Annotated in this window: 22 protein-coding genes and 1 pseudogene; 6 read left to right on the forward strand and 17 right to left on the reverse strand. The window is 43.8% G+C overall.

Going from position 1 to position 25,644, the window contains the following annotated elements; genetic code table 11:
* Window positions 1-18 precede the first annotated feature (18 nt).
* Window positions 19-1,086 (reverse strand): peptide chain release factor 1, encoded by a 1,068-nt coding sequence (gene prfA, locus MKZ13_RS28300; RefSeq protein ID WP_062836950.1) that lies wholly within the window; start codon window positions 1,084-1,086, stop codon window positions 19-21.
* A gap of 411 nt (window positions 1,087-1,497) precedes the next feature.
* Here prfA and MKZ13_RS28305 point away from each other — a divergent pair, with 411 nt between their 5' ends.
* Window positions 1,498-1,770 carry a hypothetical protein gene (locus tag MKZ13_RS28305; protein WP_339179931.1) on the forward strand — a complete coding sequence of 91 codons (273 nt, stop codon included), beginning with the start codon at window positions 1,498-1,500 and terminating at the stop codon, window positions 1,768-1,770.
* 477 nt (window positions 1,771-2,247) lie between these two features.
* Here MKZ13_RS28305 and MKZ13_RS28310 read toward each other — a convergent pair whose 3' ends face one another.
* Complete coding sequence (locus MKZ13_RS28310; RefSeq protein WP_339179933.1) at window positions 2,248-2,967, reverse strand: hypothetical protein; 720 nt, start codon at window positions 2,965-2,967, stop codon at window positions 2,248-2,250.
* A gap of 555 nt (window positions 2,968-3,522) precedes the next feature.
* The gene (locus MKZ13_RS28315; protein ID WP_339179934.1) at window positions 3,523-3,972 is read right to left on the reverse strand and encodes an AbrB/MazE/SpoVT family DNA-binding domain-containing protein; all 450 of its coding nucleotides are present in this window, start codon (window positions 3,970-3,972) and stop codon (window positions 3,523-3,525) included.
* 339 nt (window positions 3,973-4,311) lie between these two features.
* Here MKZ13_RS28315 and MKZ13_RS28320 point away from each other — a divergent pair.
* Window positions 4,312-5,669, forward strand: a protein-coding gene (locus tag MKZ13_RS28320; protein WP_339179937.1) for an IS3 family transposase whose coding sequence is annotated in 2 segments (ribosomal slippage) — window positions 4,312-4,765 and window positions 4,765-5,669 — 1,359 coding nt in all. Because the reading frame shifts where the segments join, the coding sequence is not laid out codon by codon here.
* 189 nt (window positions 5,670-5,858) lie between these two features.
* Here MKZ13_RS28320 and ychF read toward each other — a convergent pair.
* Window positions 5,859-6,959, reverse strand: coding sequence for a redox-regulated ATPase YchF (ychF, locus tag MKZ13_RS28325; protein WP_017691917.1), 1,101 nt, complete (start codon window positions 6,957-6,959; stop codon window positions 5,859-5,861).
* 193 nt (window positions 6,960-7,152) lie between these two features.
* Window positions 7,153-7,623: a GNAT family N-acetyltransferase gene (locus MKZ13_RS28330; RefSeq protein WP_339179940.1), complete on the reverse strand. Its 471-nt coding sequence runs from the start codon at window positions 7,621-7,623 to the stop codon at window positions 7,153-7,155.
* 213 nt (window positions 7,624-7,836) lie between these two features.
* Here MKZ13_RS28330 and MKZ13_RS28335 point away from each other — a divergent pair, with 213 nt between their 5' ends.
* The gene (locus MKZ13_RS28335; RefSeq protein ID WP_339179941.1) at window positions 7,837-8,271 is read left to right on the forward strand and encodes a hypothetical protein; all 435 of its coding nucleotides are present in this window, start codon (window positions 7,837-7,839) and stop codon (window positions 8,269-8,271) included.
* Between the two features lie 82 nt (window positions 8,272-8,353).
* Here MKZ13_RS28335 and MKZ13_RS28340 read toward each other — a convergent pair whose 3' ends face one another.
* The 3 genes from MKZ13_RS28340 to MKZ13_RS28350 form a co-directional block, all read right to left on the reverse strand.
* Window positions 8,354-8,524, reverse strand: coding sequence for an aspartyl-phosphate phosphatase Spo0E family protein (locus MKZ13_RS28340; RefSeq protein ID WP_101313549.1), 171 nt, complete (start codon window positions 8,522-8,524; stop codon window positions 8,354-8,356).
* A 301-nt stretch (window positions 8,525-8,825) separates the two neighbouring features.
* The gene (locus tag MKZ13_RS28345) at window positions 8,826-10,169 is read right to left on the reverse strand and encodes a transcriptional regulator (RefSeq protein ID WP_339179944.1); all 1,344 of its coding nucleotides are present in this window, start codon (window positions 10,167-10,169) and stop codon (window positions 8,826-8,828) included.
* A 173-nt stretch (window positions 10,170-10,342) separates the two neighbouring features.
* On the reverse strand, window positions 10,343-10,699 hold the full coding sequence (locus MKZ13_RS28350) for a hypothetical protein (RefSeq protein ID WP_339179947.1): 357 nt from the start codon (window positions 10,697-10,699) through the stop codon (window positions 10,343-10,345).
* A 242-nt stretch (window positions 10,700-10,941) separates the two neighbouring features.
* Between MKZ13_RS28350 and MKZ13_RS28355 the strand changes: the two genes are divergently transcribed.
* Complete coding sequence (locus tag MKZ13_RS28355) at window positions 10,942-11,178, forward strand: helix-turn-helix transcriptional regulator (RefSeq protein ID WP_076253622.1); 237 nt, start codon at window positions 10,942-10,944, stop codon at window positions 11,176-11,178.
* Window positions 11,179-11,575: 397 nt separating this feature from the next.
* Here MKZ13_RS28355 and MKZ13_RS28360 read toward each other — a convergent pair whose 3' ends face one another.
* Window positions 11,576-12,844 carry a hypothetical protein gene (locus tag MKZ13_RS28360; RefSeq protein WP_339179951.1) on the reverse strand — a complete coding sequence of 423 codons (1,269 nt, stop codon included), beginning with the start codon at window positions 12,842-12,844 and terminating at the stop codon, window positions 11,576-11,578.
* Window positions 12,845-13,129: 285 nt separating this feature from the next.
* Here MKZ13_RS28360 and MKZ13_RS28365 point away from each other — a divergent pair, with 285 nt between their 5' ends.
* Together MKZ13_RS28365 and MKZ13_RS28370 are read left to right on the forward strand one after the other, a co-directional pair.
* Window positions 13,130-13,615, forward strand: a complete 486-nt coding sequence (locus tag MKZ13_RS28365; protein ID WP_133386110.1) for a hypothetical protein — start codon at window positions 13,130-13,132, stop codon at window positions 13,613-13,615.
* A gap of 334 nt (window positions 13,616-13,949) precedes the next feature.
* A pseudogene (locus MKZ13_RS28370) lies at window positions 13,950-15,367 on the forward strand (IS1182 family transposase).
* A 611-nt stretch (window positions 15,368-15,978) separates the two neighbouring features.
* Here the strand turns inward: MKZ13_RS28370 and fni are convergent.
* The 8 genes from fni to crtI (MKZ13_RS28410) form a co-directional block, all read right to left on the reverse strand.
* Complete coding sequence (fni, locus tag MKZ13_RS28375; protein ID WP_339179954.1) at window positions 15,979-17,046, reverse strand: type 2 isopentenyl-diphosphate Delta-isomerase; 1,068 nt, start codon at window positions 17,044-17,046, stop codon at window positions 15,979-15,981.
* Between the two features lie 333 nt (window positions 17,047-17,379).
* A complete protein-coding gene (crtI, locus tag MKZ13_RS28380; RefSeq protein WP_339179956.1) occupies window positions 17,380-18,861 on the reverse strand; it encodes a phytoene desaturase family protein in 1,482 nt (493 codons plus the stop codon).
* Window positions 18,858-20,006: a glycosyltransferase family 2 protein gene (locus MKZ13_RS28385; RefSeq protein WP_339179958.1), complete on the reverse strand. Its 1,149-nt coding sequence runs from the start codon at window positions 20,004-20,006 to the stop codon at window positions 18,858-18,860. Before MKZ13_RS28385 ends, crtI (MKZ13_RS28380) begins: the two co-directional genes overlap by 4 nt.
* A gap of 1 nt (window position 20,007) precedes the next feature.
* The gene (locus MKZ13_RS28390; protein WP_339179960.1) at window positions 20,008-20,769 is read right to left on the reverse strand and encodes a lysophospholipid acyltransferase family protein; all 762 of its coding nucleotides are present in this window, start codon (window positions 20,767-20,769) and stop codon (window positions 20,008-20,010) included.
* Window positions 20,738-21,505, reverse strand: coding sequence for a carotenoid biosynthesis protein (locus tag MKZ13_RS28395; protein ID WP_339179962.1), 768 nt, complete (start codon window positions 21,503-21,505; stop codon window positions 20,738-20,740). Before MKZ13_RS28395 ends, MKZ13_RS28390 begins: the two co-directional genes overlap by 32 nt.
* Window positions 21,505-22,377, reverse strand: coding sequence for a phytoene/squalene synthase family protein (locus MKZ13_RS28400; RefSeq protein WP_339179965.1), 873 nt, complete (start codon window positions 22,375-22,377; stop codon window positions 21,505-21,507). The genes MKZ13_RS28395 and MKZ13_RS28400 overlap by 1 nt, the downstream gene beginning before the upstream one ends.
* Window positions 22,374-23,837, reverse strand: a complete 1,464-nt coding sequence (gene crtI, locus MKZ13_RS28405) for a phytoene desaturase family protein (protein WP_339179967.1) — start codon at window positions 23,835-23,837, stop codon at window positions 22,374-22,376. Before crtI (MKZ13_RS28405) ends, MKZ13_RS28400 begins: the two co-directional genes overlap by 4 nt.
* Window positions 23,834-25,384 (reverse strand): phytoene desaturase family protein, encoded by a 1,551-nt coding sequence (gene crtI / locus MKZ13_RS28410; protein ID WP_339185463.1) that lies wholly within the window; start codon window positions 25,382-25,384, stop codon window positions 23,834-23,836. The genes crtI (MKZ13_RS28405) and crtI (MKZ13_RS28410) overlap by 4 nt, the downstream gene beginning before the upstream one ends.
* Between the last annotated feature and the right edge of the window lie 260 nt (window positions 25,385-25,644).

The raw sequence follows: 25,644 nt of genomic DNA on the forward strand, positions 1-25,644 counted from the left end.
CTGCGCGCGGGTCACAGATTATTCTCCTCTATCCATCAACTCGGTCTGCTGAGCAATCGTCAGTGCAGACAAGATATCTTCAATCTCCCCGTTCATGATCTGATCCAGCTTGTGCATCGTCAGGCCGATACGGTGATCCGTCACACGGCTTTGCGGGAAGTTGTACGTACGAATACGCTCACTGCGGTCGCCCGTTCCCACTTTACTTTTCCGCTCAACAGAGATCTTTGCTTCCTCTTCCATACGTTTCATATCGAAGATACGTGTACGCAGAACCTGCAACGCTTTTTCCTTGTTGGAGTTCTGTGATTTTCCATCCTGACATGTCGCCACGATTCCCGTTGGAACGTGCGTTACCCGTACTGCGGATTTCGTGGTATTAACCGATTGTCCACCGGCACCACTGGAACAGAACGTATCAACACGGATGTCTTTGTCATGAATTTCAATATCGAAATCTTCGGCTTCAGGCATAACCGCAACCGTTGAAGTTGACGTATGAATACGTCCGCCGGATTCAGTTGTTGGAATACGCTGCACACGGTGTGCGCCGCTTTCGTATTTCATTTTGCTGTAAGCGCCACGTCCGTTGATCAGGAAAACAACCTCTTTGAATCCACCGAGATCATTTGTGTTAACGTCCATCAGCTCTACACGCCAGCCTTGTGCATCTGCATAACGTGTGTACATCCGATACAGATCTGCTGCAAACAACGCTGCCTCATCTCCACCAGCTGCTCCGCGAATCTCAACAATAACGTTTTTGTCGTCATTCGGATCTTTTGGCAGCATGAGTACACGAATCAATTCGTCCAGTTCCTTCTGGCGAGTGCTTAGTTCGTCAATTTCCATTTTGACCATTTCACGCATCTCATCATCCAGTTTCTCACCCTGCATTTCCTTTGCAGCTTCGAGATCCTCACTTACTTGTTTGTACTCATTGTACGCTTCATAAGTCGGTTGCAGATCCGATTGTTCTTTGGAATATTCCCGCAGCTTTTTATTGTCGCTTGCTACATCCGGGTCACACAAAAGCTCGCTCAACTTGTCATAACGGTCGGCTAACGCCTGTAATTTATCCAACATGTATAGTCACCTCACGCATTATTTTGTCCATGCACATATCGTTTTTAATAATTATTTCGGTTTCATTATTCATAACATCTATAATCTATATTCCACAACGCACAGGATTCTCAGCGAATCCCCTGACCGCAGCATGTATTCACATTCATGTATGATCGACGTATAACATCGCTACAACGTCATCAAATCCTTTACTTTTAAAGTGAAATCAAGAAATCGCGTACCCTGTATGAAATCCGCTTAAGCTCATCTGTTACAGCGCGAAATCCAACGTGGTATACGACTCTTAATTATAGCATATTCTTATGGTTCTGAATAGTAACTGTTCCGCAGGCGGATAAACTAATTTAGAAAAATTTCTGTGTCAATCACTAAGTAAATCATTAAATTTAGAAAGGGATGTATGAACATTTGATGAGAAACTTTAGTCAAGATAAATATCCTTATAAAATTCTTAAAGACGGCGAACAAGTGATGTCCTTACGGGAAGATGAAGTTAAAACTGTGAATGGGATCATGGTACTGGAGGTTGGAGATGCATTCGAAAGACTTCTATGGGAAAGTTCAAACGATGAATTAAAGGACATTCGGGCGAGTATACTTGTTGCTTCAGAGAAGCCAAGTCAAGGTCTAATGATCATAGTCAAGACGATTGATAAAATAATGGATCAACGACAATTATAATCGACAACCAGGCATTAAGAGATGCTTTGATGCCAGAGTTAGTCTAACAAAGAGAAGATCCTTAGAGCAGCACGCAACAAATCGAGAGAAAAAGAGAAAACCACTGATGATTAAAATGACCCTATAAGATGGACTTTTTTCAAAGTGTCCATCTTATAGGGTACATTTTATAACTTTAAAGGTCGGCTTTTACGGCTAGCATACAATCAGATTTAATTCTTAGTACGCATCCGATCATTTTTTTGAAAAGTACTCTTTTAGTAGTAATGCAATTGCGAATAATGTAAGCAATAACGAAAGAACAAATGGTATTAGTAAATAATTATCCCAAATAAATGACCACAATTTTCCGAGTTTAGGATTCCACTCTGTTACTGCTTCTGAATATTTGAATCCATAACCTAATATAGTCAAGCACACGATAGCTCCAAAATATAGAAATGATATGCCTATAATTGTATTCTTCATGTTATCTCTTTAGTTGTACTTTACTTGTTGAAATATTAATCCAACTGATTTATGGAAATTCTCAGTACCTAAGTTGTAATCTAATCCATTAACCAGGTTCCATACTTCGTAAGACTTCTTGTTGTAATTTGTATAGATTCGAAGCTCTGTAGTTTTCCCGCTTGGTACACTAAACTTATATTCAGTTGATTGTGTTTTCTTAGTACCCAATGTCACCGAGAATTTAGCCTCAATAATATCTTTGAGTTGAGTCCCTAATGAACCAGCCACTGCAAAGGTATCTTCTTTTGAGAAAGTTTGTCTAATTTCAGCAGGACCTGGGAAAATATGAGATATGAATGTATCTGGAAAAGACCAGCCTGTTCCCAAGTCTTTCACATTTTCGATATGATATTTTGTCACAGCTGAAGGAGTAATATTAGAACTTCCCGCATCTTGGGGTTCAGAATCAATGACAACAGAATCGAATTGAATTTCTTTAATTGAATCTGGATTATTTAAAGATTGTTCCTTAGCTATAGCGTTAATCGTCTCACGATCCGTAATTACAACAGACTGACCGGACTGATCAGAGTTGGTTTTTAATTGCTTAGAGCTATTAAAATATTTTGCGAAATTTATGGATTCTTGTACATCATTACTTGCCTCAGCTTTAGATGTGGAGAATGCGGGAATCAAAGAAACACATAGTACCACAGCGCCGAATAGTTTTCCGATTTTTTTTAACAATTGATACAGCTCCTCTTTTTTGATTTAGATAGTAAACTAATACGGGCAAACTATTTTTACTTACAGCTCCTCTCTTCTTTTTCAACTATAATTATAATAGGAAATAACTTGAAATAATTGTTTTCGCTAAAAGTTCTGCAAATATTGCGAATTCAAATATTTTGTTGCTTTCTCACTGGAGAAAGGTAGGATCCGCAGTTTAGAATATAGACAAGTTGGACAACGATTATTGCAAAAACGAACAAATAAAAGGTGAGCAAGAACGTTTTCGTTGAATCACCTCCATATTTAGTAATTATTGCTACTTAATCTTAACTTAAGCCGAATAAATCTAAAATAGTTCATAAGCACCTTTAATACGACAGAATTAGCGTTATTCGACAAAAAATAAAAGCCGCTGTTAACAGCAGCTCAATCTTTGAAATCAAATATTCTTTCCCAGTCTTTCTCCTACACTAATGGTTTTAATGTATAAATCGTCTAATACGGAATTTTACCCACCAATAAGTAGTTTGTAATCGCATCAATTAAGATAAGTAAAAATCCATACTATTCTCAATATATATTTCCATGACTTAAAAGATGTGATACTTCCGCAATTTTTCTTTTCATTTTTGATACTCTTTGTTGAGAAACTCCTAAAATTTGGGCAGCTTCATGTTGTTTTATACCTGGATGTGACAGTATTAGGTTATGGTACTCTCTGATTTTTTTAGGAAGTAATTCCTCATATGTAACTTTAGACATCTCTGTTACAGGCTTATATTCTTCACTGACAGTTCCAACACACTTCTTACAAACATTGTGTGTTTTAAAAACTATAGTGTTACTTGTTGAAGCGCAAAAAATACAATGATCACTTCGAATAGAAAATACTATCGAATCTTCCTCTTTTGTTAAAATAAGTGTAGTGTGTGAATCTATTTGATTTAACTCACGAAATTCTTTTGGTAGTGATATTCGTCCCTCTACTCCGACATATCTGATTATACTCATTTTTTTCAAAAAACACCTCTCTACCCTTTGAAATTAGGCTTTAAGTTTTATTATCCCTCATTCTCCACCAAGTAGTATCCTAATATGTGCTGCAAAAATACAAAATGAAATTGTTGTTCGATGTGGTTCCGAAATGTTCCTACTGTGGTAGTATAATACAAGTATAGCAAGTGTAAAATAAACAAAAGCCACGATGTGCTAACATCGTGACTTCTCTAACAAAGGCCGGTGGGCGACCACGGCGAATTTCAATCAAACGAATGAAAAACCACCGGATTGCAAGGCGACCAACATTGAACTGCACCCCAATTGTTAGACACAACTACCAATTGGAGGTGCAGTTTTTTCATGACTAAATTCAGTTCAGATGAAAAAATACAAGCCGTTATGCGTTATAAAAAGGGATCAGAAAGCTTGAAAAGCATTGCAAAATCAATCGGGCTTCACCATTCTGTCTTTTTAAACTGGATTAGACAATATGAGCATCATGGTGAAAAAGCTTTTAAAAAGGGCTATACATCATATCCTGCGCAGATTAAACTAGACGTACTTCATTATATGAACGAATTTGGGACGTCTGTTAGAGAAACGGCTGCTATATTTAATATTCCTAGCCATAGTACCCTTTTAAGTTGGCAAAAAAGCTTGGAATTACAAGGGATAGACGCCCTTCAACCAAAGAAAAAGGGGCGCTCATCCATGAAAAAAGGATCTAAAGCACAGAAGAATCAAACGCTAGTAGAAGGATCTGTAGAGGCTTTACAAGCAGAGGTAGAGCGTTTGAAAATGGAGAATGCTTATTTAAAAAAGTTGAATGCCTTAGTTCGAAACAAGGAAAAATCACCAAACAAGACAAAGCTCAAGTAGTCTATGAACTAAGGAACGAATTTTCGGTGAAAGCACTTCTAAAGCTAGCAGATATCCCTCGTAGCACGTATTATTACGTGGTAAAAGCGTTTGGTACGGTAGACAAGGATTTAGAGCTAAAAGACATGATACAAGCGATTTATAAGGAGCATGAGGGACGCTATGGTTATCGTCGTATTCGCGACGAGTTAATCAATCGTGGACACCATGTAAATCATAAAAAGGTACAGCGTTTGATGAAAGTATTGGGATTAAAGTGTTTGGTACGTATGAAGAAATATCGTTCGTATAAAGGGACAATTGGCAAGATTGCACCGAACCTATTAGAACGCAATTTCCACGCTGAAAGGCCAAACGAGAAGTGGGTTACGGACATTACAGAATTTAAATTGTTCGGAGAAAAACTATATTTATCTCCCATACTTGATCTGTATAACGGAGAAATCATTACATATACGATTGGTTCAAGACCGGTCTACTCGCTTGTTTCCACGATGTTAGATCAAGCATTTTGCAGTTTAACAAATAAAGATAAACTCCTCATTCATTCGGATCAAGGTTGGCACTACCAGATGAGACCGTATCGTCATGCTCTTGAAGAACGTGGCATCACGCAAAGTATGTCCCGTAAAGGTAACTGCTACGATAACGCCGTCATGGAGAATTTCTTTGGCATCATGAAATCCGAATTATTATATTTAAAGGAATTTGAAAGTGTCTCACATTTTAAACAAGAGCTATCCAAATACATCGATTATTACAACAACAAACGCATTAAGGCAAAACTAAAAGGCATCAGTCCGGTACGATACCGGATTCATGCCCAACAAGTTGCCTAAAGATATAATCTGTCTAACTTTACGGGGTCACTTCACATAATCCCGGTGGTTTTTCTTGTTCCGTGCTACTTTCCACGCACTGCATAAGGCTATTAACTCCACTACAAAACTCTAAGTCAAAGACCCCACGAACTTCACGAGAAGGTCGCAGGGTCATGTTATTGAATCTACATATAAACGAGTAACAACTTATACGTTGAAACGGAAGTGCATAACGTCGCCGTCGTTTACAACGTACTCTTTACCTTCAAGACGAAGTTGTCCGCGCTCTTTGGCACCGTTCATGGAACCCGCTGCTACCAGATCATCGTAGGAAACAACTTCTGCACGGATGAATCCACGTTCGAAGTCGGTGTGAATGACACCCGCTGCTCCAGGTGCTTTGGTACCTTTGCGGATTGTCCAAGCACGAACTTCCTGTACACCTGCTGTGAAGTATGTGTACAGACCGAGCAATTTGTAAGCCGCTTTAATCAACAGGTTCAGACCAGAATCCTCGATACCGAGTTCTTCCAGGAACATTTGTTTATCTTCGCCTTCCAGCTCAGAGATCTCTTCTTCAACCTTTGCACTGATTGGCACCACTTCTGCGTTCTCAGCAGCTGCGAATTCTCTTACTTTTTGCACGTAAGCATTGTTCGCCACGTCGCCGATTTCGTCCTCAGCTACATTGGCTGCGTACAGAACAGGCTTCAGGGTAAGCAAGTGCAGATCGCGCACGATCAGAAGCTCGTCATCCGTAAGTTCCATGCTGCGTGCCGGCTTGTCATCGTACAAAACAGCCTTCACTCTCTCCAATACTTCTACTTCTTGAGAGGCAGTCTTGTTGCCGCCCTTCATGTTTTTCTTGGAGCGATCGATTTTCTTCTCAACACTCTCGATATCGGCCAGGATCAGCTCCAGATTGATCGTCTGGATGTCGCTCACCGGGTCAATTTTACCATCGACGTGTGTGATGTTCTCATCTACAAAGCAACGTACCACGTGTACAATTGCATCTACTTCACGAATGTGGGCAAGGAACTTGTTACCAAGACCTTCGCCTTTGCTCGCACCGCGAACCAGACCAGCGATATCTACAAACTCAAACGCCGTTGGTACTGTTTTCTTAGGTACAACGAGTTCTGTCAGTTTGTCCAAACGCTCATCTGGTACTTCAACGATCCCCACGTTAGGGTCAATCGTACAGAACGGATAGTTTGCCGATTCGGCACCTGCTTGTGTAATAGCGTTAAACAACGTAGATTTTCCGACGTTCGGAAGCCCTACAATTCCTGCTTTCAAAGCCATGTATATGACAACTCCTCATTGATTACTTGTTCGGTATGGATAATCCTATACATTATATATGACAAACCTCAAGGCATCAAGGAACTTCGCCAATTCGACCAGAGCACCATCCGCTTCCCGAAATCTCCGGTTACTGCGGATAATTCGTTTTGCGCAGATCTTAAGTTTTTGCCTAGAATATCCCCTATTAGGTTTACCCTTTGATTTCCTTATACATCGTCAGATCCGTCACCTCGTATCCCATCTTGCGATACAGGCTGCTCGCCCGCACATTATGTCCAAAGACATGCAAACCAATGCGATCCACGCCAAGACTCAAGGCCGTCTGTTCAAGCGCCTGCATTGTCTCTGTTCCGTATCCCTTACCACGGTGTGCTTCTTCAACCACAATATCCAGCAAAAAAGCATCTTTCCCACGACGATTATCCGTGATATTAAACCAGATATACCCCACATTTCCGTCCACAGGGTGCACCAGATTGTAGAGATACGCTCCAGGTGTTTTCAAGCCTTCTGGCAGATAACGTTCATAAGATTCCTCCGCCAGTTGCTGTGCCTCTTCCTCAGCCCAGGTGCCCGCTTCTACTTTTTCCTGTGCAAAATCCTTAATCGATCGAATGCAAAAACTCGCATAATCTTCCTGATTCATTGGAGAAAGTTCCAAGTTTATCCCCTCCTTATTAAGAGTGATCTTAATTATGTATGAACTCTGTGCAGTCCTTTTTGCACTACTAGTATCATATTGTATCCTGTTCTCTCGCTTAGCGCATGAAGTTATTCTGACGATTCGGTTTTCAATTTTCATATTTATCCATTTTAATCAAAACTTTTGATCTCTTCTCATCGTTTATACCTCATAGGAAAGGAGTGGATCATATTGAACACACGTCGCCGATTCTCCAAACAGAAAATGATTATCTTATCCGCTATCATACTCGGAATCGCCATAGTCGCTTTTATGAGCTTTCTGAATGCAATGGATCCCTTTCGCCACTTAAGGATCACGATCCACAATCAGTCCGACTATGACATCACCAATATTCAGGCAAGCCTGGTCCAAGGCGACAACTCGTTAAACAACAATGAGAGTGGCTCCACCTACGTATTCGATAAAGATATTCCCAGCGGAGCAAACGTGAAATTCGCCCCGCAGCTGAAACTTTCTGGGGAGGGCGCCGTCTCCTTGGCGTTTACGGACAGCCGCGGAAAAACCTTTAACAAAACGGTTTGCGGTTATACGGAATACTTGTCCGGCAATTCCTACGTTACTGTAACCAATGAGAATATCACCGTGAAAGAGGAATGTATGTAATAACGATACTTCGCTCGTTGGACTTATGTTAAAATATAGGGGCGAGCGACCCGCCAAAGTTTCTCGCCCAAAGCCGATTGAATTATTCAATCGGCTTTTTTATTTTAACCTGATTGTATTGATTAATTAGATCATCCAGGACCATAGATTGCTGTATAACATGAGGATGAAGCAGATTTCCATAGTCCATCTTGAGTTGATAGAGCTTTTGTCTCGCTGCTTCGATCTGCAACTTGAGCTCACCACAATCCATATTCACCCCTCCCTGTTGTAACATTCTAGTCCATTCTGCTAATTAGTAGGAAATCAGGCGAACTCCAACACGAAAAAGCTCCCTTCAACGTAGACAATTCACCATTCTACTTGAGGGAGCAGCTCATATTCAAAAAGCGTATTTTCAGAAATGCTGGTTAACTCCCTGTGCCGTGGCCATTAGTTGTCACGATTACTGGACGGTCTTTTTCAACGGGGATGGGTTGAGTAGTAGGAAAAACAACGCCTACTGTGATACTGCATGTAACTATCAATATTGCCAATTTCATCTTCATTCGTCATCAAACCTCCCGAATCATTTTTTTGTATCGTAGTTTAGCTTCTTCGACTGCAAAACACCGAAATTCTTCAAATATTTTTATACACTCTAGAATACTATCTTTATTCTTAATTTTATTTGCAAAATCCAAACCGTTAAGAATCAACTCAAATCCTCTGTTATAATCTTGATGTTTTAAATAGTATGTACCTAGGCCCACAAGCAAAGTACCATATTGATCATTCGTATATTGCTCGCTGATTTTTCCAATACGACTGCTTTGGTCCTGATACATGAAATAAGATTGATACTTTTCAAGAATCGAAGAAATGTTCATATCATACCGATTCGCTGCATTTACAATCGCACATAAAGCAGGAAAGATCTCATTTTCTCTCTCCGAGATATAGTTCATATAACTTTGGATAACCTCTGTTTTACCTGACATTAGTTCATATAGATATCGATTGCCTTCTGCCCATTCCTCGAACTGACGAATAACAACGGTTTCCTCTTCGCTCGGATCATTTATCCAACTATAATCGGTGTACAACGAAACATACTGAAGTGCTTCTCCATATTCTTCATAATAAAAACAAGCCTCTCCAAGCATCAAATAAGCGTATAAAACATAGAATATAATTTGCTTTTTAGGGTTATCTTCCGCTACATTTACTTTTTTCTTCAATTCATAATGGATCATTGCTTTTAACTTTAACTGATCAGCAAGGCTCCTCACCTTATCCCATCGGCGCAATGAAGCATACACATTCATCAGATCGTTCAGTCCATCCAGCTGGTAAGGCTCGTCTAGCCGATCTACAAAAAACTCGAACTGGGTAGCAAGTGCAAGATTACTCATCTGATCCTTGGAAAGCCCGATTGTGAACAAACGATACTGACTTAGAGCCAACCGTTCAGAATGTTGCATTTTCTCACCCTCGGCTACACATACATACAAGGGCTTGGCCGCTTCTAACTTCCCTTCACGATATAACTGTTCAGCCAACTCGAACAAAAGCGGTGCATAGGAAAGATTATCCATAATTAGATTAACGGCTTCTTCCATATAATCGACCTTACCGAGTTCGGCACAACGGTATAAAAAAGGCCCCAGTCTTCGCCAATCCGGGCTTGTATGTACAAAACACTCATGTATGTATAATTCATAGAAGTAACCCTCTGTTAAACCCATCCCGGCAGTTAGTCGATCCAACTGCTGCATGCCAATGGTACGTAGCCCGTTCAGCGTACCACTCAACGTCCCTGAGTTGATTCCCGATATCTCAGAGAATTGATTGAGTGTCATATGGTTCGTTTTTAAGTAGTCTGCTAAATGATCACGTATTGTGGCTACTGAGTTCAAAGGTACACCACCTTTCCAAGCAAAATTAAGCAATGGTCAATTAAATAATACTATATTTTTGAATTTAATATCAATATTTTACTTGTAAATAATTTACTTTTATTATAAAGATATTTATCTGCTTTGCTTAAAATGTTGTAAAAAATAGCCTGGAAGAGGGCTGGAGAGCCTTGTCATAGTATGCGTTCAAGCATCAAATTCATATCCACACGGTTGGGAGTCCACAATAAGACATCCGTGAGAAATGTCATCGCATCCATACCACTCAATCTGTCCACGATTGACTCCAGCATCTCTCTTGCATTTCCTGTGATATGCTCAGCCAGGACTAACCCTCCAGTATCTCCATCAATATATAAATGATCTATATGTGTAACTCTCTGTACATGCCGAAGCCATAACGTACCTTCATCTACATAAATGATATAGCGCTCATTCATGACATAACCTTGGTAAATATACATTTCTCGATCTTGGTCAAAGGTGTCGAGGATTAACAAAGCACGTTCAAAATGGTTTGAGATTTTCATGACACTATTGCCCTCCCTTAAAAAGAATGAGACTCATTATTCATAATCATTATGAGAAATAACCATTAGGTAAATTTAAAACATTATTGATTTTGATTTTAAACCACAAACAATTTAACGCCAAAAGTTTAACGTCTATTGATAATATACCCAAACTTTATAACGTTTAACGATAAACGTCAAGTGATTATTTTAAAACATTTAACGTTAGGTTATCATTAAAGTGAAAGGTGGAATTGGCTATGTCTATAAAAATAAGATTGGGCGACACTTTAGATGCAGCCAGCGTCACTAAAAATGCACTGGCTAGAGAAGCAAAAGTTAGACCGAACCTTATCTATGATTTGTGCGAAGGAAAAACGAAAAGGCTTGATTTAGATACCTTGAATAATATCGTGAACACTCTACGGGCACTGACAGGAAATGACTACACTCTTAACGATGTGTTAGAGTACATACCGGATGATCACAAGGGATAAAAAAACAAACTGGACAAACATTTTCAATGGAGCGAAATGTCACTTTTAAAGAAAATCAAAAAAATCCGTCCATTTTTACTTTGGACGGATTTTTGTATTGTTACTGACTCCTGATAAATGTGAACCCGTATTTAGCCATGTTTAGTACGGCTAAGTACGAGTTCACATTATGGCACTCTGACTACGGGAGGAAACTTCATGGTAACCCAGTCAAAAGTATTTCAATTCATGCTCTCAATACGTGGTTTGTAACTACAAACCCCCACAGCGGACTTTCTCCGCCTAGTTAATCGCCATGCATGGCGCACAAAAAAAAGAAGCTTAGTTAATACTAAGCTTCTGATTACGATCTATGGTTATACCAAACACTCAATGATTATACTCTGTAATTCGTTGCTTAATAACTGTTATCCGTATAAACCCCTGACATTCCTAAACCATCATAGACATAACTATATTTCGAAAAAACTTCTCCTGTCTTTGTACCATTATAAAGATAATTCCCTTTATAAATCCCTTCTACGCGAGCATAACTTTTTACTCCATTGTTTGCGATGGAATACACCAAGCCTCCACTATCACCACCGATTAGCCCACCGTACTCAGTTCTCACTAAATGCATTGGGTTTCCAGGAATACTTAGATCAGAATCTATTACTTTCAAAAGGGAAGTACCCGTGCCACCTTTAGAAGTAGCATGAATTTTAACGTAATCACCGACTTGTCTATACGCCCCGGAATAATCAGTAGTACCAACGGTCATTGTACTTCCGTTAAGGAATACACTTGGCTTCACTCCTGATACATATTTCACAAAACCAGCATCATAGCTCGAACTTGAGCTATTATTTGCATTTGACATTGTACCAATAGAAGCTGATCCATCTGACAAATCATAGTATGTGCCGTTTGAACAGTGTCCTGCAGTCACACCAACATCATTTCCACTCGCTCTTCCATTAAAACCAAGACTACACACTCCCCAGGAATTTCCATCAACGTATCTTTCAATACGTTCACCTGGGAATAAATCATAAGCATTGTCTTTAATTTCAACATCGCCAACTATCCAATTAATCATATCTTCATTTAAATAGTTGCTTACAATCTCGTCCTTTTTGCTATCTAAATTCTCTTGCGTAATGTAAACATTGACTTTATTCTGTGTGGTATCGATTCCCACGGCTTCAAGGTCTAAAGATTCCGCATTTTTAAATATTTTTTCCTTTCCCTCGTAAAGTTCATTTTCGCTGTACTTTACATATTTGAATTTCAGTTTATCTGTCTTTTTGCTTTTACTCTTCAGCACTGTTTCGAGGTTATTACCCGCAAGGCTTTTAGCTTTGCTTTCGCTAGTTAGAAGTATTACATTGGTTCCATCTTCTTCGGTATACGCTCCAGCATAAGCATCTTTAAAGTTAGCAGCAATGTATTCCTGCAATTGGACACGATCATTCTGTGCCAGGGAAAACTCCTTACCCTCGGAATCCTGAGCTACCGCTACTGTATTAACTGGAGCAGGTCCGGCATCAATGGGTATTTCAAAATGATTTGAAGCAGGATTCGGACCCCCCCCAAGTTCAGGACCATTTGCAAAAGCTGAAGAAGATAAAAGCATTATTGACATGGTAAACGTTGTAGCAATTGAGATCAGCTTTCTTTTCATTCTTAAACCAACTCCTTTTCAACAAAAAATTTCCTGGATATGCAGCAGGGGCACAACACATACCTCAACTTTTTTCCAGGTATACTTTTAATAACGTTGCTTCCAAGCAAAATGTTCCATAAAATACAAAAAATAGTATAAAATGTGTTTTATATACTTTCCGCTCTGACCGTCAGCTGGTTAGTAATGAATAAAACAATTGAAGATCTGCGCGATCGTATTGCAACATCCTTACTGAATATAGCGTCAAATATATATCAACTAATCGATCGGAGGCTGTTAAAGATGAAAACTGCGGGTATGCTGAAGTTGATCGCCCCTTTGCTCCTATTCGTTATTTCAGGCTGTTCATTTAACGAAGCGAATAATAAGCCGCTTTTCCTTCTGGATGTAGATGCACCAACTGAGGTCAAAATTAATGAACCGTTTAATGTAGAGGCCTTCTTACGGAATAAAGGTACAGATACGATTCAATTGGAGCATGGAGTAAATATGTTTACCTATACTCTTTTTGATGAAAAAGAGAAGGCTATAGATCTTGGAACAGAAAATTCGATAGTAAATGGTATTGGAATCAGCACATCCATCAAATCGGGGGGCAGTTATAGTTATGATGGTAGTGAGTATGTACCTTCGCCACAAAATGTACTAGAGTTAAAAACTCCTGGGACATATACTTTGGTAGTTCGTGCAAAGTTTAGGGCACAAATTGACGGTCAATGGAAAGATATCGAATTAACCTCCGCCCCTGCTTCATTAACTGCAAAGTAAAAAAATACTGACAAAAAGCGGATTCCGCTTTTGCATTCGGCTAGGTCACCCAATCATCTGTCTGATTTCTGTATTTAGTTTTTTGAACAATCTGCAGGAAATGATAGGAAATGACTTTACTCTTTCAGATGTGTTAGCGTACATACCGGATGATGATGGGTAAAAAAACAAACTGGGCTAAACATTGTCAACGGAGCGTAACGCTTTCTCACTTTTAAAGAGAAACATAAAAAATCCATCCATTTTTCTTGAGGCCACTGAAAAAGTTCTAATTTAGAAAAAGGTACAGTTTTTCAAGAAAAATTGAGTTATCATGAAAAGTAGGTGAGAGCAGATGATTCGACAACAACAAACTTTAGTCCTGAGTCCTTATGCGGTACTGTATGACATCGTCGTTCCGAAGGACAATATGCTCCGTCAAATCAGAGCTCGTGGACTTTACTTTCATTTATGAAGAACTCGAAGCGAAATATTGTTTGGACAATGGACGTAACGCCATTGATCCTATTCGCATGTTTAAATATTTACTGCTCAAAGCGATCTTTGAACTGTCTGACGTAGACATCGTTGAACGCTCGAAGTATGACATGTCGTTTAAATATTTTCTCGGTATGGCACCGGAAGATTCTGATATTGACTCCAGCTCTCTGACCAAATTCCGGAAATTGCGATTGAAAGATATGCTCATTGGTAAAACGGTGACGCTTGCGATCGAGCAGAGTATTGTGAAGAGCCCTGCCATTATCGTCGATGCTACGCATACAAAAGCGCGCTACAACTAGAAGTCACCGCAAGACATTCTACAAGACCGTGCGCGGAAGTTGCGCAAAGCGATATATACCTTGGATGAATCAGCCAAAACCAACAAGCAAAAAGCTCGAAGATGAAATAGAGTATTGCCAGAAGCTTGTCACTTTCGTTGAAACCGAATCTGGGATCGCACAAGTACCGAAAATTCTAGAGCCTCTGAACCTGCTGAAAGAAACGATCTCAGATGACGTCGAGCAACTTCGCCTGGCAGCAGACCCCGACGCACGAGTGGGACACAAGAGCGCAGACTCTGCTTTCTTTGGATACAAAACACACCTGGCCATGACTGAGGAGCGGATCATTACAGCGGCCGTTATCACAACAGGAGAGAAGAATGATGGAAAACAATTACAGGAATTAATCAAATAAATCAAAGCGGCTGGCATGCAGGTGAAGACCGTCATTGGAGACGCAGCTTATTCCGAGAGGGATAATATTGTATACACCCACAAAAATGAAATTGCACTTGTAGCGAAATTGAAGCCACTGATTACGCAAGGAAACCGTAAAAAGGAAGATGAGTTTCTGTTTAACAAGGATGCAGGGTTGTATGTGTGTCCAACTGGGCATATGGCCGTCCACCAGGCTCGGCAAGGCAAGAAAAGTATCGGTAAAAACCAAACAGATACTTATTATTTTGATGTAGAGCGATGTGTGCGTTGTGCACTGAAGGAAGGTTGCTACAAAGAAGGTGCGAAAAGCAAGACATACTCCGTTTCGATAAAATCGGAAGAACATTCCAAACAAATGGCATTTCAAGAAACAGAATATTTCAAAAAGAAATCCAAAGAGCGTTACAAAATTGAAGCGAAGAACAGTGAACTTAAGCATGGACACGGGTATGATATAGCCACATCCTCGGGTTTACTTGGCATGCAATTACAAGGTGCAATGGCCATATTTGCTGTAAATTTAAAACGAATATTGAAGTTAGCAGAGTAAGGAGAACAGAGAACACAAGCGAATAATGCCAAAAAAAGAAGACATCACTCCCAATACTTGGGTGTAAATGTCTTCTTTTTTGGCTAAACGTTATCCACTACTTGAAAAAGTAAAGTTCTTCAGTGGCCTCATTTTTCTTTGGACGGATTTTTTGTATTCTCATAACTTCTAAATTGTATTAAAACAAAAAAAGTCTTACGTACTTATCCATGCTAAAGCATGAGATAGACAAGACTTTGTAAGGATTTGATTATATTTGGCACCCCATATACAGAACCAAATATAGATGACACAAACAGCGTTGACCCGAGGAATTTCAATCCACGCACTGGTCTGGCGTTTGAAATCCCGTTCGGCATGACTTCAATCCACGCACTCCACGGAGTGCGACTGCGAAAAAATACGTAATAAAGTCATCAAATTCAAACATTATCACGTATTCTCAATCATTATGCCAAATTACAGAAAAGTTTGTGATAAAAAACATCCTTCAACGAACACATGTGTTGCCAAAAGGTCACGAAAACGATGTTTTCGACAAAATTCGAGGTGCGAATCCCCCAAGGAAATCATGTGAGCTTGGGGTTCGCACCTGCATTTCCACCCTCACTCTACCGCCGTTCCACCAGACGTAACGTCTGTTTCAAATCCTCGATCCGACCAACCCCGATGCCAAACATCACGGTTCGCAGCTCGAATTCGACCTGTTCCAATCGGTTATTCAGCGCATCATCCGAAGCGACTGCGGATTCGAGTAGAGATCGGCCAAAACCAGCCAGATCCGCACCGAGCGCGAGGGCTTTGGCCGCATCCACGCCAGTGTGTAGTCCACCACTACCAATCAGAGCGCCCTCTGGATTCAGCGCTCGTACTTCCTGTATACACTCCGCTGTGGGAATGCCCCAGTCGGCAAAAGCTTCAGCAGCTGCCCGGCGTACCGGGTTATTGTTGCGGTACTTCTCTACCTGCACCCAGCTTGTACCTCCAGCGCCGGCTACATCGATAAACGCAACGCCAGCCTCATAAAGCCCTTTCGCCGTCACGCCATCGATACCAAAACCTACTTCTTTTACGCCAACAGGCACGTCTAACTCACGACACAAGTTCTCAATCCGTTGAAATAAGCCGCTGAAGTTGGTATTACCTTCTGGCTGAAACACTTCCTGCAACGTGTTCAGATGAAGCACGAGCATGTCCGCACCCGCAATATCTACCGCACGCTGGAAATCAGCTGTGGTGAAGCCATAGTTCAGCTGCACCGCACCCAGGTTGGCAATGACCGGGATGTCCGGTGCCCAGCGCCGCACATCGAAGGTACTCGCAAGTTCCGGCTGTTCTACGGCAGCCCGGATCGAACCTACGCCGAGCGCCCAGCCTCTGGCGTTTGCTACTCGAGCGAGGCGCTCATTGATGGCGCCCGTTGTTTTACTTCCACCCGTCATTGAACTGATGAGCAAGGGTGTACGTACTTTTTTGCCAATAAACGTAGTCTCCAGATGCACCTCTTCAAAATCCAGTTCCGGCAGTGGGTGATGGCGAAACGCATACCTCTCCATACCGCTGGTTACCCCTTCTCCTGCCACATTCTCCTCAAGACAGAGGCGCACGTGCTCTAGCTTCCGTTCTCCCGTAGCCACTTCGGGAAGCAGCCGTTCGCCGGCTCGCTCTTGTTCATTCATGATGAGACCTCCTATGTGAGAATCGTGCGGATCGACAGGATAACCTGCCTGTTCCTAGCTTCTATGTATATACGTCTTTTGCAAAAGACAAAAACATTAATCCTATAAGCATTACAGCTCAGCAGTTTAACTCTATCCAGTATAACGTTCCAAACCAGCTATTGAAAGGATGCCCCGACACCAAATGTCTCACTTAAATCCCGGAGCACCACTATCTTATACCTACTCAAAAGCACGGATCATCTGTCGCATCTTCAAAGCTGGTTAGAAGAGACGATGCACACGTACATGGATCAACAGAACACATTTCACTCCATCATCTCCACAACGAACTTATCTCAAGATTTCCGATGCCAACTGCTCTCCAACAAGCTGACCGGACAACGTCACAATTGGGGTTCCGCCGCCTGGATGCGTGGTTCCGCCGACGTACCAGAGTCCTTGTACATCTTTGCTTCGATTGCCTGGTCGCATGAAGGTCTGCTTCACTGAGTTGGACGAGATGCCGTAGATCGACCCTTGATGCGCCAAGGTATCCCGTTCGATATCTCGCGGCGTGTATCGGATTAGCACATCGGATTGGTTCAACCCGGTGATTCCCCGTCCTGCCAACTGTTCCAGCACAAACGCTCCATAACGTTCCGTCTGCTGCTCCCAATTCCATGAATCCGACAAGTAGGGGGCATTGACCAGAATGAATAGATTACTGGCTCCCGCCGGGGCCATGCCTTCTTCCGAATAACCGGAGTAACAGATGTAGATCGTCGGATCGTCTGGCATTTTACGGTCGCGGAAAATATGGCCAAACTCCGGTTCATACCGTTCCGGGAAGAACACCGTATGGTGCAGTAGCGCATCATATTGTCTTCGCACACCCGCAAGCGTCACAAATCCCGAGATTGATGGCTCATATTTCCGTATGCGGGCATCGCTCATCTCTTTCCGATGTTCCGGTGCGAGCAGCAGTCGATTCACACTAAGCACATCTCCATTGGCAACCACCTGATCGGCTTCGCGGAAACCTTGATCCGTATCCACGCCTGCCACTTTGCCATTCCGAACAACAATCTGCCGGACCTCTGTGCCGGTAATGATCTGCACACCTTTTTCCTGTGCCAGCCGAGTCATTCCTTCGATCAGTTGATAGGTTCCGCCTTTGACTCCGTAGATGCCCACTTCTGCTTCCACATGACCCATCATGGCAAAGATCGAAGGCGATTGATACGGTGATGATCCCACATAGGTCGCGTACCGTCCGAACATAGCCATCGTATGCGGATGTTGGAAATACGAGCGCAGTAACTTATCCAGCTTCACCGTTGGCCGCACGCGGAGCAGGCTGCGCAGCATTTGGAGATTGTATTTGTCAAAAGGAGACAGCAGCAACTTACCCAGAAAATGACGATTGGCTTCCGCATACAGTGCAGCAGACTCATCCATAAATGCATCATAACGAGCTGCATCTTCCGGACTGTACGCCGCGATCTGCTCCTTCATCCACCCGCGATTACCTGACAAATCCACCACTGTTCCATCTGCGAATACATTACGCGTGCGTGGTTCTAACTCATATAACTGTACGTAATCTTCCATTGTTACACCCGCATGGTCGAAGACTGAACGAAAAGTGGATGGCATCGTGATCGTGCTCGGTCCCCGGTCAAAATGATACCCGTCCCGCTCAATCTGCTGCAGCTTGCCACCTACGTGTTGCTGCCGTTCCAGAATGGTCACCTGCACACCTTGTGAAGCCAGTCGTATCGCACACGACAGACCTCCAAATCCTGCACCGATTATAATGACGTTACCTCTCAACTGTACCGCCTACCTTTCCATACATACCCCTTGCCGGAGCGGCCTGCCTGCCAGGAAGCAAGTCCGATGGCAATGACACAGGCCATGCTGATCGGCTGCAAAAGGGCAAGCCACCAGGGTTGTCCGCCAGCATGATCCGCTACTCTTTTCACAGCCATACCTAATAATGTTCCTAATAGTCCATACAGAATGGACATCGAACTGCCCATAAGGAGTCCAATAATCAAGCCCAGCGGAGGCAAAATATACATCAGTGTATACATTAACATCGTACCAAGAAGTAGCACGTCTTTGCGTCCCATACCTTCGTACATGTTTTTCTTATATCCGTTCCATACTTCTGCCCCGTTCTGATACATGCGGGTATTTGTTACGTCATGCACGTCTGTCAGCATCACCGGATGACCTGCACGCTTAACCGCTTTGGCGAGACTCATGTCATCCACCAGATGTGCCTGAATGACAGCATGACCACCGGATGCTTCGTAACTGGAGCGATGAATCAGCAAAAAAGCCCCCGTAGCGGCCACAAACATCGGACTGGATGATCTGCGTATCATGAAAATGGGCAGATGACTAATGATGGTGAAAACCATCATGGGCACAACAAGCTTTTCCATCCACGTCTTCGTTACCTGATAAGGAAAACCGGTTACCAGCCCCCCGCTCTGTTCACAACCTGCTGCAAGAGTCTGCCGAATGGCACTTGGCTCCAGACGCACATCCGCATCCACGAACATATACCATTCTCCCTTGGCCTCCTGAACCAGCCTGTGACACGCATGAGATTTCCCCATCCAGCCTTCGGGAAGATCGACGCCATGCAGCAGACGCACACGTGCATCGCGATCCGCAATCGCTTGTACCATGGCCGCTGTCTCATCTTCAGAGCGATCATCCAGCACCAATACTTCCATCCGGAATCCCGATGTCTCGCTCGCGAGTACACTTTCCAGACATCCTTCGATATGTAGTCTTTCATTTCTGGCCGGAATCAGTACCGAGACCAGCAGGTCTGGTGGTTTTATCTTGTCTGCCCGGAATGACCGTACTTTGGGCAGACAGGAGACATTCCATAGAGCGAACAGCAACTGTATACCCAATATGCTTGTAAGCACAGTCCAGAAGATCTCAGATGCATTCATGCTAACGGTTCACCCGCTTTCGTGCCGCATCGTATTTTTCACTTGTCGAACGTACATGACGAATCAACGGAAGCGCATCTAGCAAACTTCCCTGCCCCACCCGTATAAGCTCTGATCTGTGATCGTCTAACTGCCGTTCCAACACATGACCGAGTCTGGCGGCAATCTCTTCACTCTTCCACGCTTTCCAGTCTTCTATCACAGGCGAGCCTGCCTGCATCGATATTTCCGGTAGATCATGCTGGACCATCCCATGGCACAAGGTTACCGGTACGGCGATGGCATTCGGGGAGCGACGAAGCAACAATCCAATGCCTGGACGGAACTGAATTGGTCTGGCCTCCTGATGCAGAATTTCTCCTTGTGGAAAAACCCAGACTCTTTTGCCCAAATCCAGCAGTTCACTGGTGTACTGTAGAGAGGTCCGAATACCGGACGCACTCTCCTTATTGATCGAATACGCACCCAATTTACGGAAAAAAGCATATTGCTGAAGCTGTTGCTCTTCCATCATCACATAATGATCTCCTCGTGATGTCTGCCTGGCCGCATGATAGAGCAGCAGACCATCCCACCAGGAGCTGTGGTTCATAAAATAGATCACCGGACGAGTCGGATCAATCGGGGAGTTGTCCCTGATATCCACCTGCGGGTCCAGTGACCCTGTAAGCGTGAAGGAGCGGAAGCGCCGACGCAGCAGATAATAATGATTGTATAAGGCAAAAATATGATTAAACGGTTTTGATTTTACGGCGCGAATCATAGAGCCAGCTCCCTTCGGCAAGAAGCACACCAGCAATGGCGATGATAAAGCTGCCTGTAATCCCTTCCTTGAGGGCAAGCAGGCCGAACAAAAGAATAAACAGCTGATACAACCATTTCGCACGCAGCAATGAGCTACGGTCATTAGGCATGGCCGGAAGGAAGAGGGACAGGAATGCACCCATGATAAACCAGCTTATGTAATTGGTCCACGGAACACCGTAGAATCCACCTGGAGCCTGCCATTCCCAGAATCCTCTCGCATGCGCAACAGGGTCGAGTACCAGATCAAGAACAATCGCCCAGAACCCGGTCTTCACTGCTCGAAGCAATTTGCCAGTCCAGGTTGAGCCGCCGCCACTTAACAGCGCCGAGTTACCAACCACTGCGATCCAGGCAAAACCCAGTGTAACTGGCACACTGAATAGATGAATCCCGAAGAAGTCTGAGTAAGCATACTCACCAAACGGCCAATGGGTATGCACGCCTACCCACTCTACGCCCATACCTCCAAGCCAGATGATTACAGAGGATACCCAGAGTCCGGGTTTCAGCCAGATGACTGACTGGTCGGACAGACCTGTCCGATTACGCCCTTGATAGATCAGATCCAGCACATACAATGCGTAGAAGATTAGAAATAAACCATTCGAAAAGGACAATACGTCAGGCACACCGATCGTTAGCATCAAGGTAGCTCCAATGACATACCACGCCCAGTAAAGCCACTGGATCATCAGGATACCGCCGTTCGGGAGGCTTGATAGGCCAGCATCGGGTAACGTTTCACAATCGCACCCAGCATCTCCAGTTTCAATTCATCGCTAACATATGCCCGCTTGGTGTATACGTCATAGTCGTTGCGTTCAACCGCGTGTAGAATGGTGGAGTAAAAGGCTGCTGCCAGCTCAATGGAAAACGCACTTTCCGTTGGGTACGTATCCAGACGATCCATGCCAATACGGAACCAGTTCAATGCTGCAGCTTTTAACTCATGAACAATGGCAATAAAGCGTTCGTCCACGACTCCGTCTTCAAAGTCCTGCTCCGTGTAACCATGCTTCTCCATGATCTCCAGCGGAACATACCGGCGCACTCTGGCCCGATCTTCACCAACATCCCGGATAATATTAACGATCTGCATCCCTTTACCCAAAGCAATCCCGTTCATGGCTACTTCTGCACCGTTATCATCCCGCAATACAGGCAACAACATCTCACCTACAGTTCCGGCCACCAGATAACAATAATGCTCCAGTTCCTGCATCGTTGCATAATGCGTTACTTTAAGATCTGTGAGTTGCCCTTCCATCTGACGGAAGAATGGCCCCTTATCCAGATGAGGAAAACTGCTGAACAACCATCTCAGTGCTGGCCAGATAAAGTGACCTTCCGCATCGTCTAGCCGATTAAACAAGTCATGGATCTCGTGTATCGTATAGGGCGAATGTTCCGGCTCGTCTACACTGTCATCAATCATGCGGCAGAAGGCATAAATGACATATACCGCTTCCCGACGTGGACTTGGCAGCCCTCTAAAGGCGTGATAAAAAGAGGAAGAACCCTTTTGCATCAACTCTTCACACCTGCTCAAAATCGCTTCATTCATGTTCCCATCTCCTTCATGAGTTGATTGACGGCCATACGTGCACTTTGCATTACAATTGGCACTCCGCCTCCTGGATGTACAGATGCTCCTGCTGCATATAATCCCTTTATATTAGGGAATGGTTTGGGTTGCGGTCGGTATACACCGGACTGGAACAATACAGGTGCTATACCAAAGCTTCCGCCCCCATAGAGCCCGTCTCGCTCTGCATCGGCAGGTGTACGTACCTTTTTCCACTTGATCGCTGCACGAAGTCCCGGGAATCCACGTCGCTCCGCTTCTTCCAGTACCCGTTCTGCCAATGCTTCGCTCTCTTGATCCCAGTCGACACCTTCGGCATCAGGCACCGGAATGAGGAAATACAATACACTCTGTCCTGGAGGTGCTGCAGTTTCATCCAATGCGACCGGATTAAATACGTAGAATGAGGACTTTGCCGGAATGCGTCGCTGATTGAACACTTCCTGTAAGCTACCTTCAAGGCTCGGTGGCAGGAAGAACTGGTGTGTTGTTGCATCTTCCCAGGTTTTGTCCACACCCACATAGAGCAATACACATCCGGAAGAGGGACGATACGGTTTTCTTTTCCACGCTACCTCTGGTGATTGTCCAAGCAAACCTGATAGATGGGGGAAATCACCATTGTAGATAACTGCATCCACATTTTCTGCGCCGGCTGCCGTTTCTATACCTTTACACACACCATTTTCAATCGTGAGTCCGGTCACTTCGGAATTCAGCACAACACGTCCACCACGTGATATCAGTTCCTGTTCCAGAATGGCTGGCAATGCCGCATATCCACCTTTAACCATCCAGATGCCGTATTCATGCTCTGCGTAAGGCAAAAGGGAGTAGATTCCTGGCGTCCCAAACGGTGATCCACCGATGTATAGACTTTGCAGAGAGTAGGCGTCAAGCAATTCCTCATGGTGAAAATAATTGCCTACCGCTTTCCGAACACTTTTGTGTGCACGCAGTCTGCCCATGAGGGACATGAGCGAAGGGGTGAAGAAATCCCTTTTGCGCGGAAAAGCCCTTTCCAGAAACGCTGCCCGGCCTGCCGGAAACAACGTGTCCATATCTTTCATAAATCGTGTGAATTCTCGGCTCTCTCCCGGGAACAAACGTTCAATCTCCGCCGTCTGTTCTTCTCGTGAGGTCATCTTGGTCATGACACGACCACTGTGGTAATGCACTCTGTATAACGGATCACAGCGAAGTAACTCAATCTTCGAACGATCTACGCCCGCTTCCTCCAGTATGCCAAGTAACATCTCCGGCAGCAGTACGATCGTTGGCCCCTGATCGATCCGGTATTCCCCTTCCTGCTCATATCCAATGCGTCCGCCAACGCGAGAACCCCGTTCATAGACGGTGACATCCCAGCCCTGACGGTTCAATAACAGCGCAGAAGTAAGTCCACCAATCCCTGCCCCTACAATAGCGGCCCGCTTCATGAATGCCCTCCGACTTCTGCCGTCTTCACGTACGAGGATGGTTTAGAGCTTGTGCGTGCGTCCTCTTCCTGAATCAGTCTGACACTGATCCGTGCCGATTCGAAGATCGTGGGCAACCCGCTGCCCGGATGTGTCCCTCCGCCTACCAGCCATACACTTTTCAACTCTTCAAACTGGTTATGGGGACGCAGATACATCATCTGACCCAAATTATGTGCCATATTAAACGTTGCTCCGCGATACACATCCAGTTCAGTCTCCCAATCAAGTGGAGTGAACAGCATACATTCTTCAATACGGCTGCGTATGTCGGCCAGCTCAGGAATGCCTTCCATGCGTTTCATCATGGCCTCCTGCACATTCTCCCGCTCTGCCTCCCAATCAATGTCTGCGGTAAGGTTAGGCGTAGGCATAAGAACATATAAAGCAGATTTCCCTTCCGGTGCCAGCGTCGAATCAAGTCTGGAAGGGTTATGAATATATAGAGATGGATCGGCTGATAACATTTTATGCTTGGTAATCTCATCAACGTTCAACCGGTAGTCCTCGGGAAAATAGATCGAGTGATGCGGAAGGGCCACCTCACCGTCCACGCCCAGATACAGCATCGCTGTGGAGCAGGAGTATTTTTTACGTTTCATTTTCTCCGGGGTATATTTCTTAAGCACGCCCGGTTCGAACAGATGATTCACCGCATGTGCGAAGTCGGCGTTCACCACCACATGGTCCGCTTCGATGCGTTCACCGTTCTCAAGCAACACACCTTTTGCACGACCATTGCGAACGATGACCTGTTTCACCGGGGTGGAAGTATGTATTCGTCCTCCGTATTCTTCCACGACATCAGCCATGGCTTGGAAGATCCGATTCACGCCGCCAATGGGGTGGAACAATCCGTAGTGATGCTCAATAAACGATAGTATGGTAAAGGTACCCGGACAATCCCAGGCAGACATGCCGAGATATTTGGATTGGAATGTAAATGCCCAGCGCAGACGCTCGTCTGTAAAATAGCGGGACAAGATTCCATAGACTGTATTGTGGACATCAAGCTTGGGTAGAGCTGTTACCGCATCCTTGCGCAAGTAGTCAGTCAGCTTGCCAAAAGGACGACGGAGCAAAGGCATGACTTTGCCAAACTTCACTTCTTCTTCTTGCATGAACCGAAGGTAATTGTCTTCATTGCCAGGAAACAATTCCTTAATCTGTGCAGCTGTATCTTCCCGATTACGAGAAGGCGTGAACACCTTATCACCAAAGTTCAGTGCGTACAGTGGGGTTAACTCTTTCATATGCACATAATCGGATAACTTACGTCCCACCACGTCGAACATCTCTTCAATCAGCTGAGGCATCATCAAAAATGTTGCACCCCGGTCGAATCGATATTCACCCAGTTCCAATCTGGCAGAACGCCCCCCGATGACTGGCTGTTTCTCATACACATCTACCTCGTACCCCTGACCGGACAATAACATCGCTGCTGCAAGTCCACCCGGACCTGCGCCAATGACAGCTGCACGTTTGCGTTGTTGATTCGGTATCATGCCACTCACCTTTCTATGTAGGGAATTCCTATAGTTCTCTAGCCCCTAACCTATTATTAAACCGCCCAAGAACACTTTAAGCGGTAACTAGCAAAAACATTATACAAATATAATACAAATATTATACGACCTTGTAAACCAAAAAATGACCCGTTGGTCAAAATACTCTATTAATCCATATATAAACACAAAAAAACACCCTTTGATCACTTTCGTCAAAGGATGTCCTTTATACACTAACCTATTCATTGAATGATACG

Origin of the sequence: Paenibacillus sp. FSL R5-0701 (assembly GCF_037973995.1) — a bacterium.
Lineage (GTDB): Bacteria > Bacillota > Bacilli > Paenibacillales > Paenibacillaceae > Paenibacillus.

What these genes read in the sequence shown, in the direction of transcription:
- prfA (WP_062836950.1), bottom strand. Translation starts at nt 1,086, where the DNA reads ATGTTGGATAAATTACAGGCGTTAGCCGACCGTTATGACAAGTTGAGC.
- ychF (WP_017691917.1), bottom strand. Translation starts at nt 6,959, where the DNA reads ATGGCTTTGAAAGCAGGAATTGTAGGGCTTCCGAACGTCGGAAAATCT.
- MKZ13_RS28340 (WP_101313549.1), bottom strand. Translation starts at nt 8,524, where the DNA reads ATGGATTGTGGTGAGCTCAAGTTGCAGATCGAAGCAGCGAGACAAAAG.
- MKZ13_RS28350 (WP_339179947.1), bottom strand. Translation starts at nt 10,699, where the DNA reads ATGAAAATCTCAAACCATTTTGAACGTGCTTTGTTAATCCTCGACACC.
- MKZ13_RS28355 (WP_076253622.1), top strand. Translation starts at nt 10,942, where the DNA reads ATGTCTATAAAAATAAGATTGGGCGACACTTTAGATGCAGCCAGCGTC.
- MKZ13_RS28360 (WP_339179951.1), bottom strand. Translation starts at nt 12,844, where the DNA reads ATGAAAAGAAAGCTGATCTCAATTGCTACAACGTTTACCATGTCAATA.
- MKZ13_RS28365 (WP_133386110.1), top strand. Translation starts at nt 13,130, where the DNA reads ATGAAAACTGCGGGTATGCTGAAGTTGATCGCCCCTTTGCTCCTATTC.
- fni (WP_339179954.1), bottom strand. Translation starts at nt 17,046, where the DNA reads ATGAATGAACAAGAGCGAGCCGGCGAACGGCTGCTTCCCGAAGTGGCT.
- MKZ13_RS28385 (WP_339179958.1), bottom strand. Translation starts at nt 20,006, where the DNA reads ATGAATGCATCTGAGATCTTCTGGACTGTGCTTACAAGCATATTGGGT.
- MKZ13_RS28390 (WP_339179960.1), bottom strand. Translation starts at nt 20,769, where the DNA reads ATGATTCGCGCCGTAAAATCAAAACCGTTTAATCATATTTTTGCCTTA.
- MKZ13_RS28395 (WP_339179962.1), bottom strand. Translation starts at nt 21,505, where the DNA reads ATGATCCAGTGGCTTTACTGGGCGTGGTATGTCATTGGAGCTACCTTG.
- MKZ13_RS28400 (WP_339179965.1), bottom strand. Translation starts at nt 22,377, where the DNA reads ATGAATGAAGCGATTTTGAGCAGGTGTGAAGAGTTGATGCAAAAGGGT.
- crtI (WP_339179967.1), bottom strand. Translation starts at nt 23,837, where the DNA reads ATGAAGCGGGCCGCTATTGTAGGGGCAGGGATTGGTGGACTTACTTCT.
- crtI (WP_339185463.1), bottom strand. Translation starts at nt 25,384, where the DNA reads ATGATACCGAATCAACAACGCAAACGTGCAGCTGTCATTGGCGCAGGT.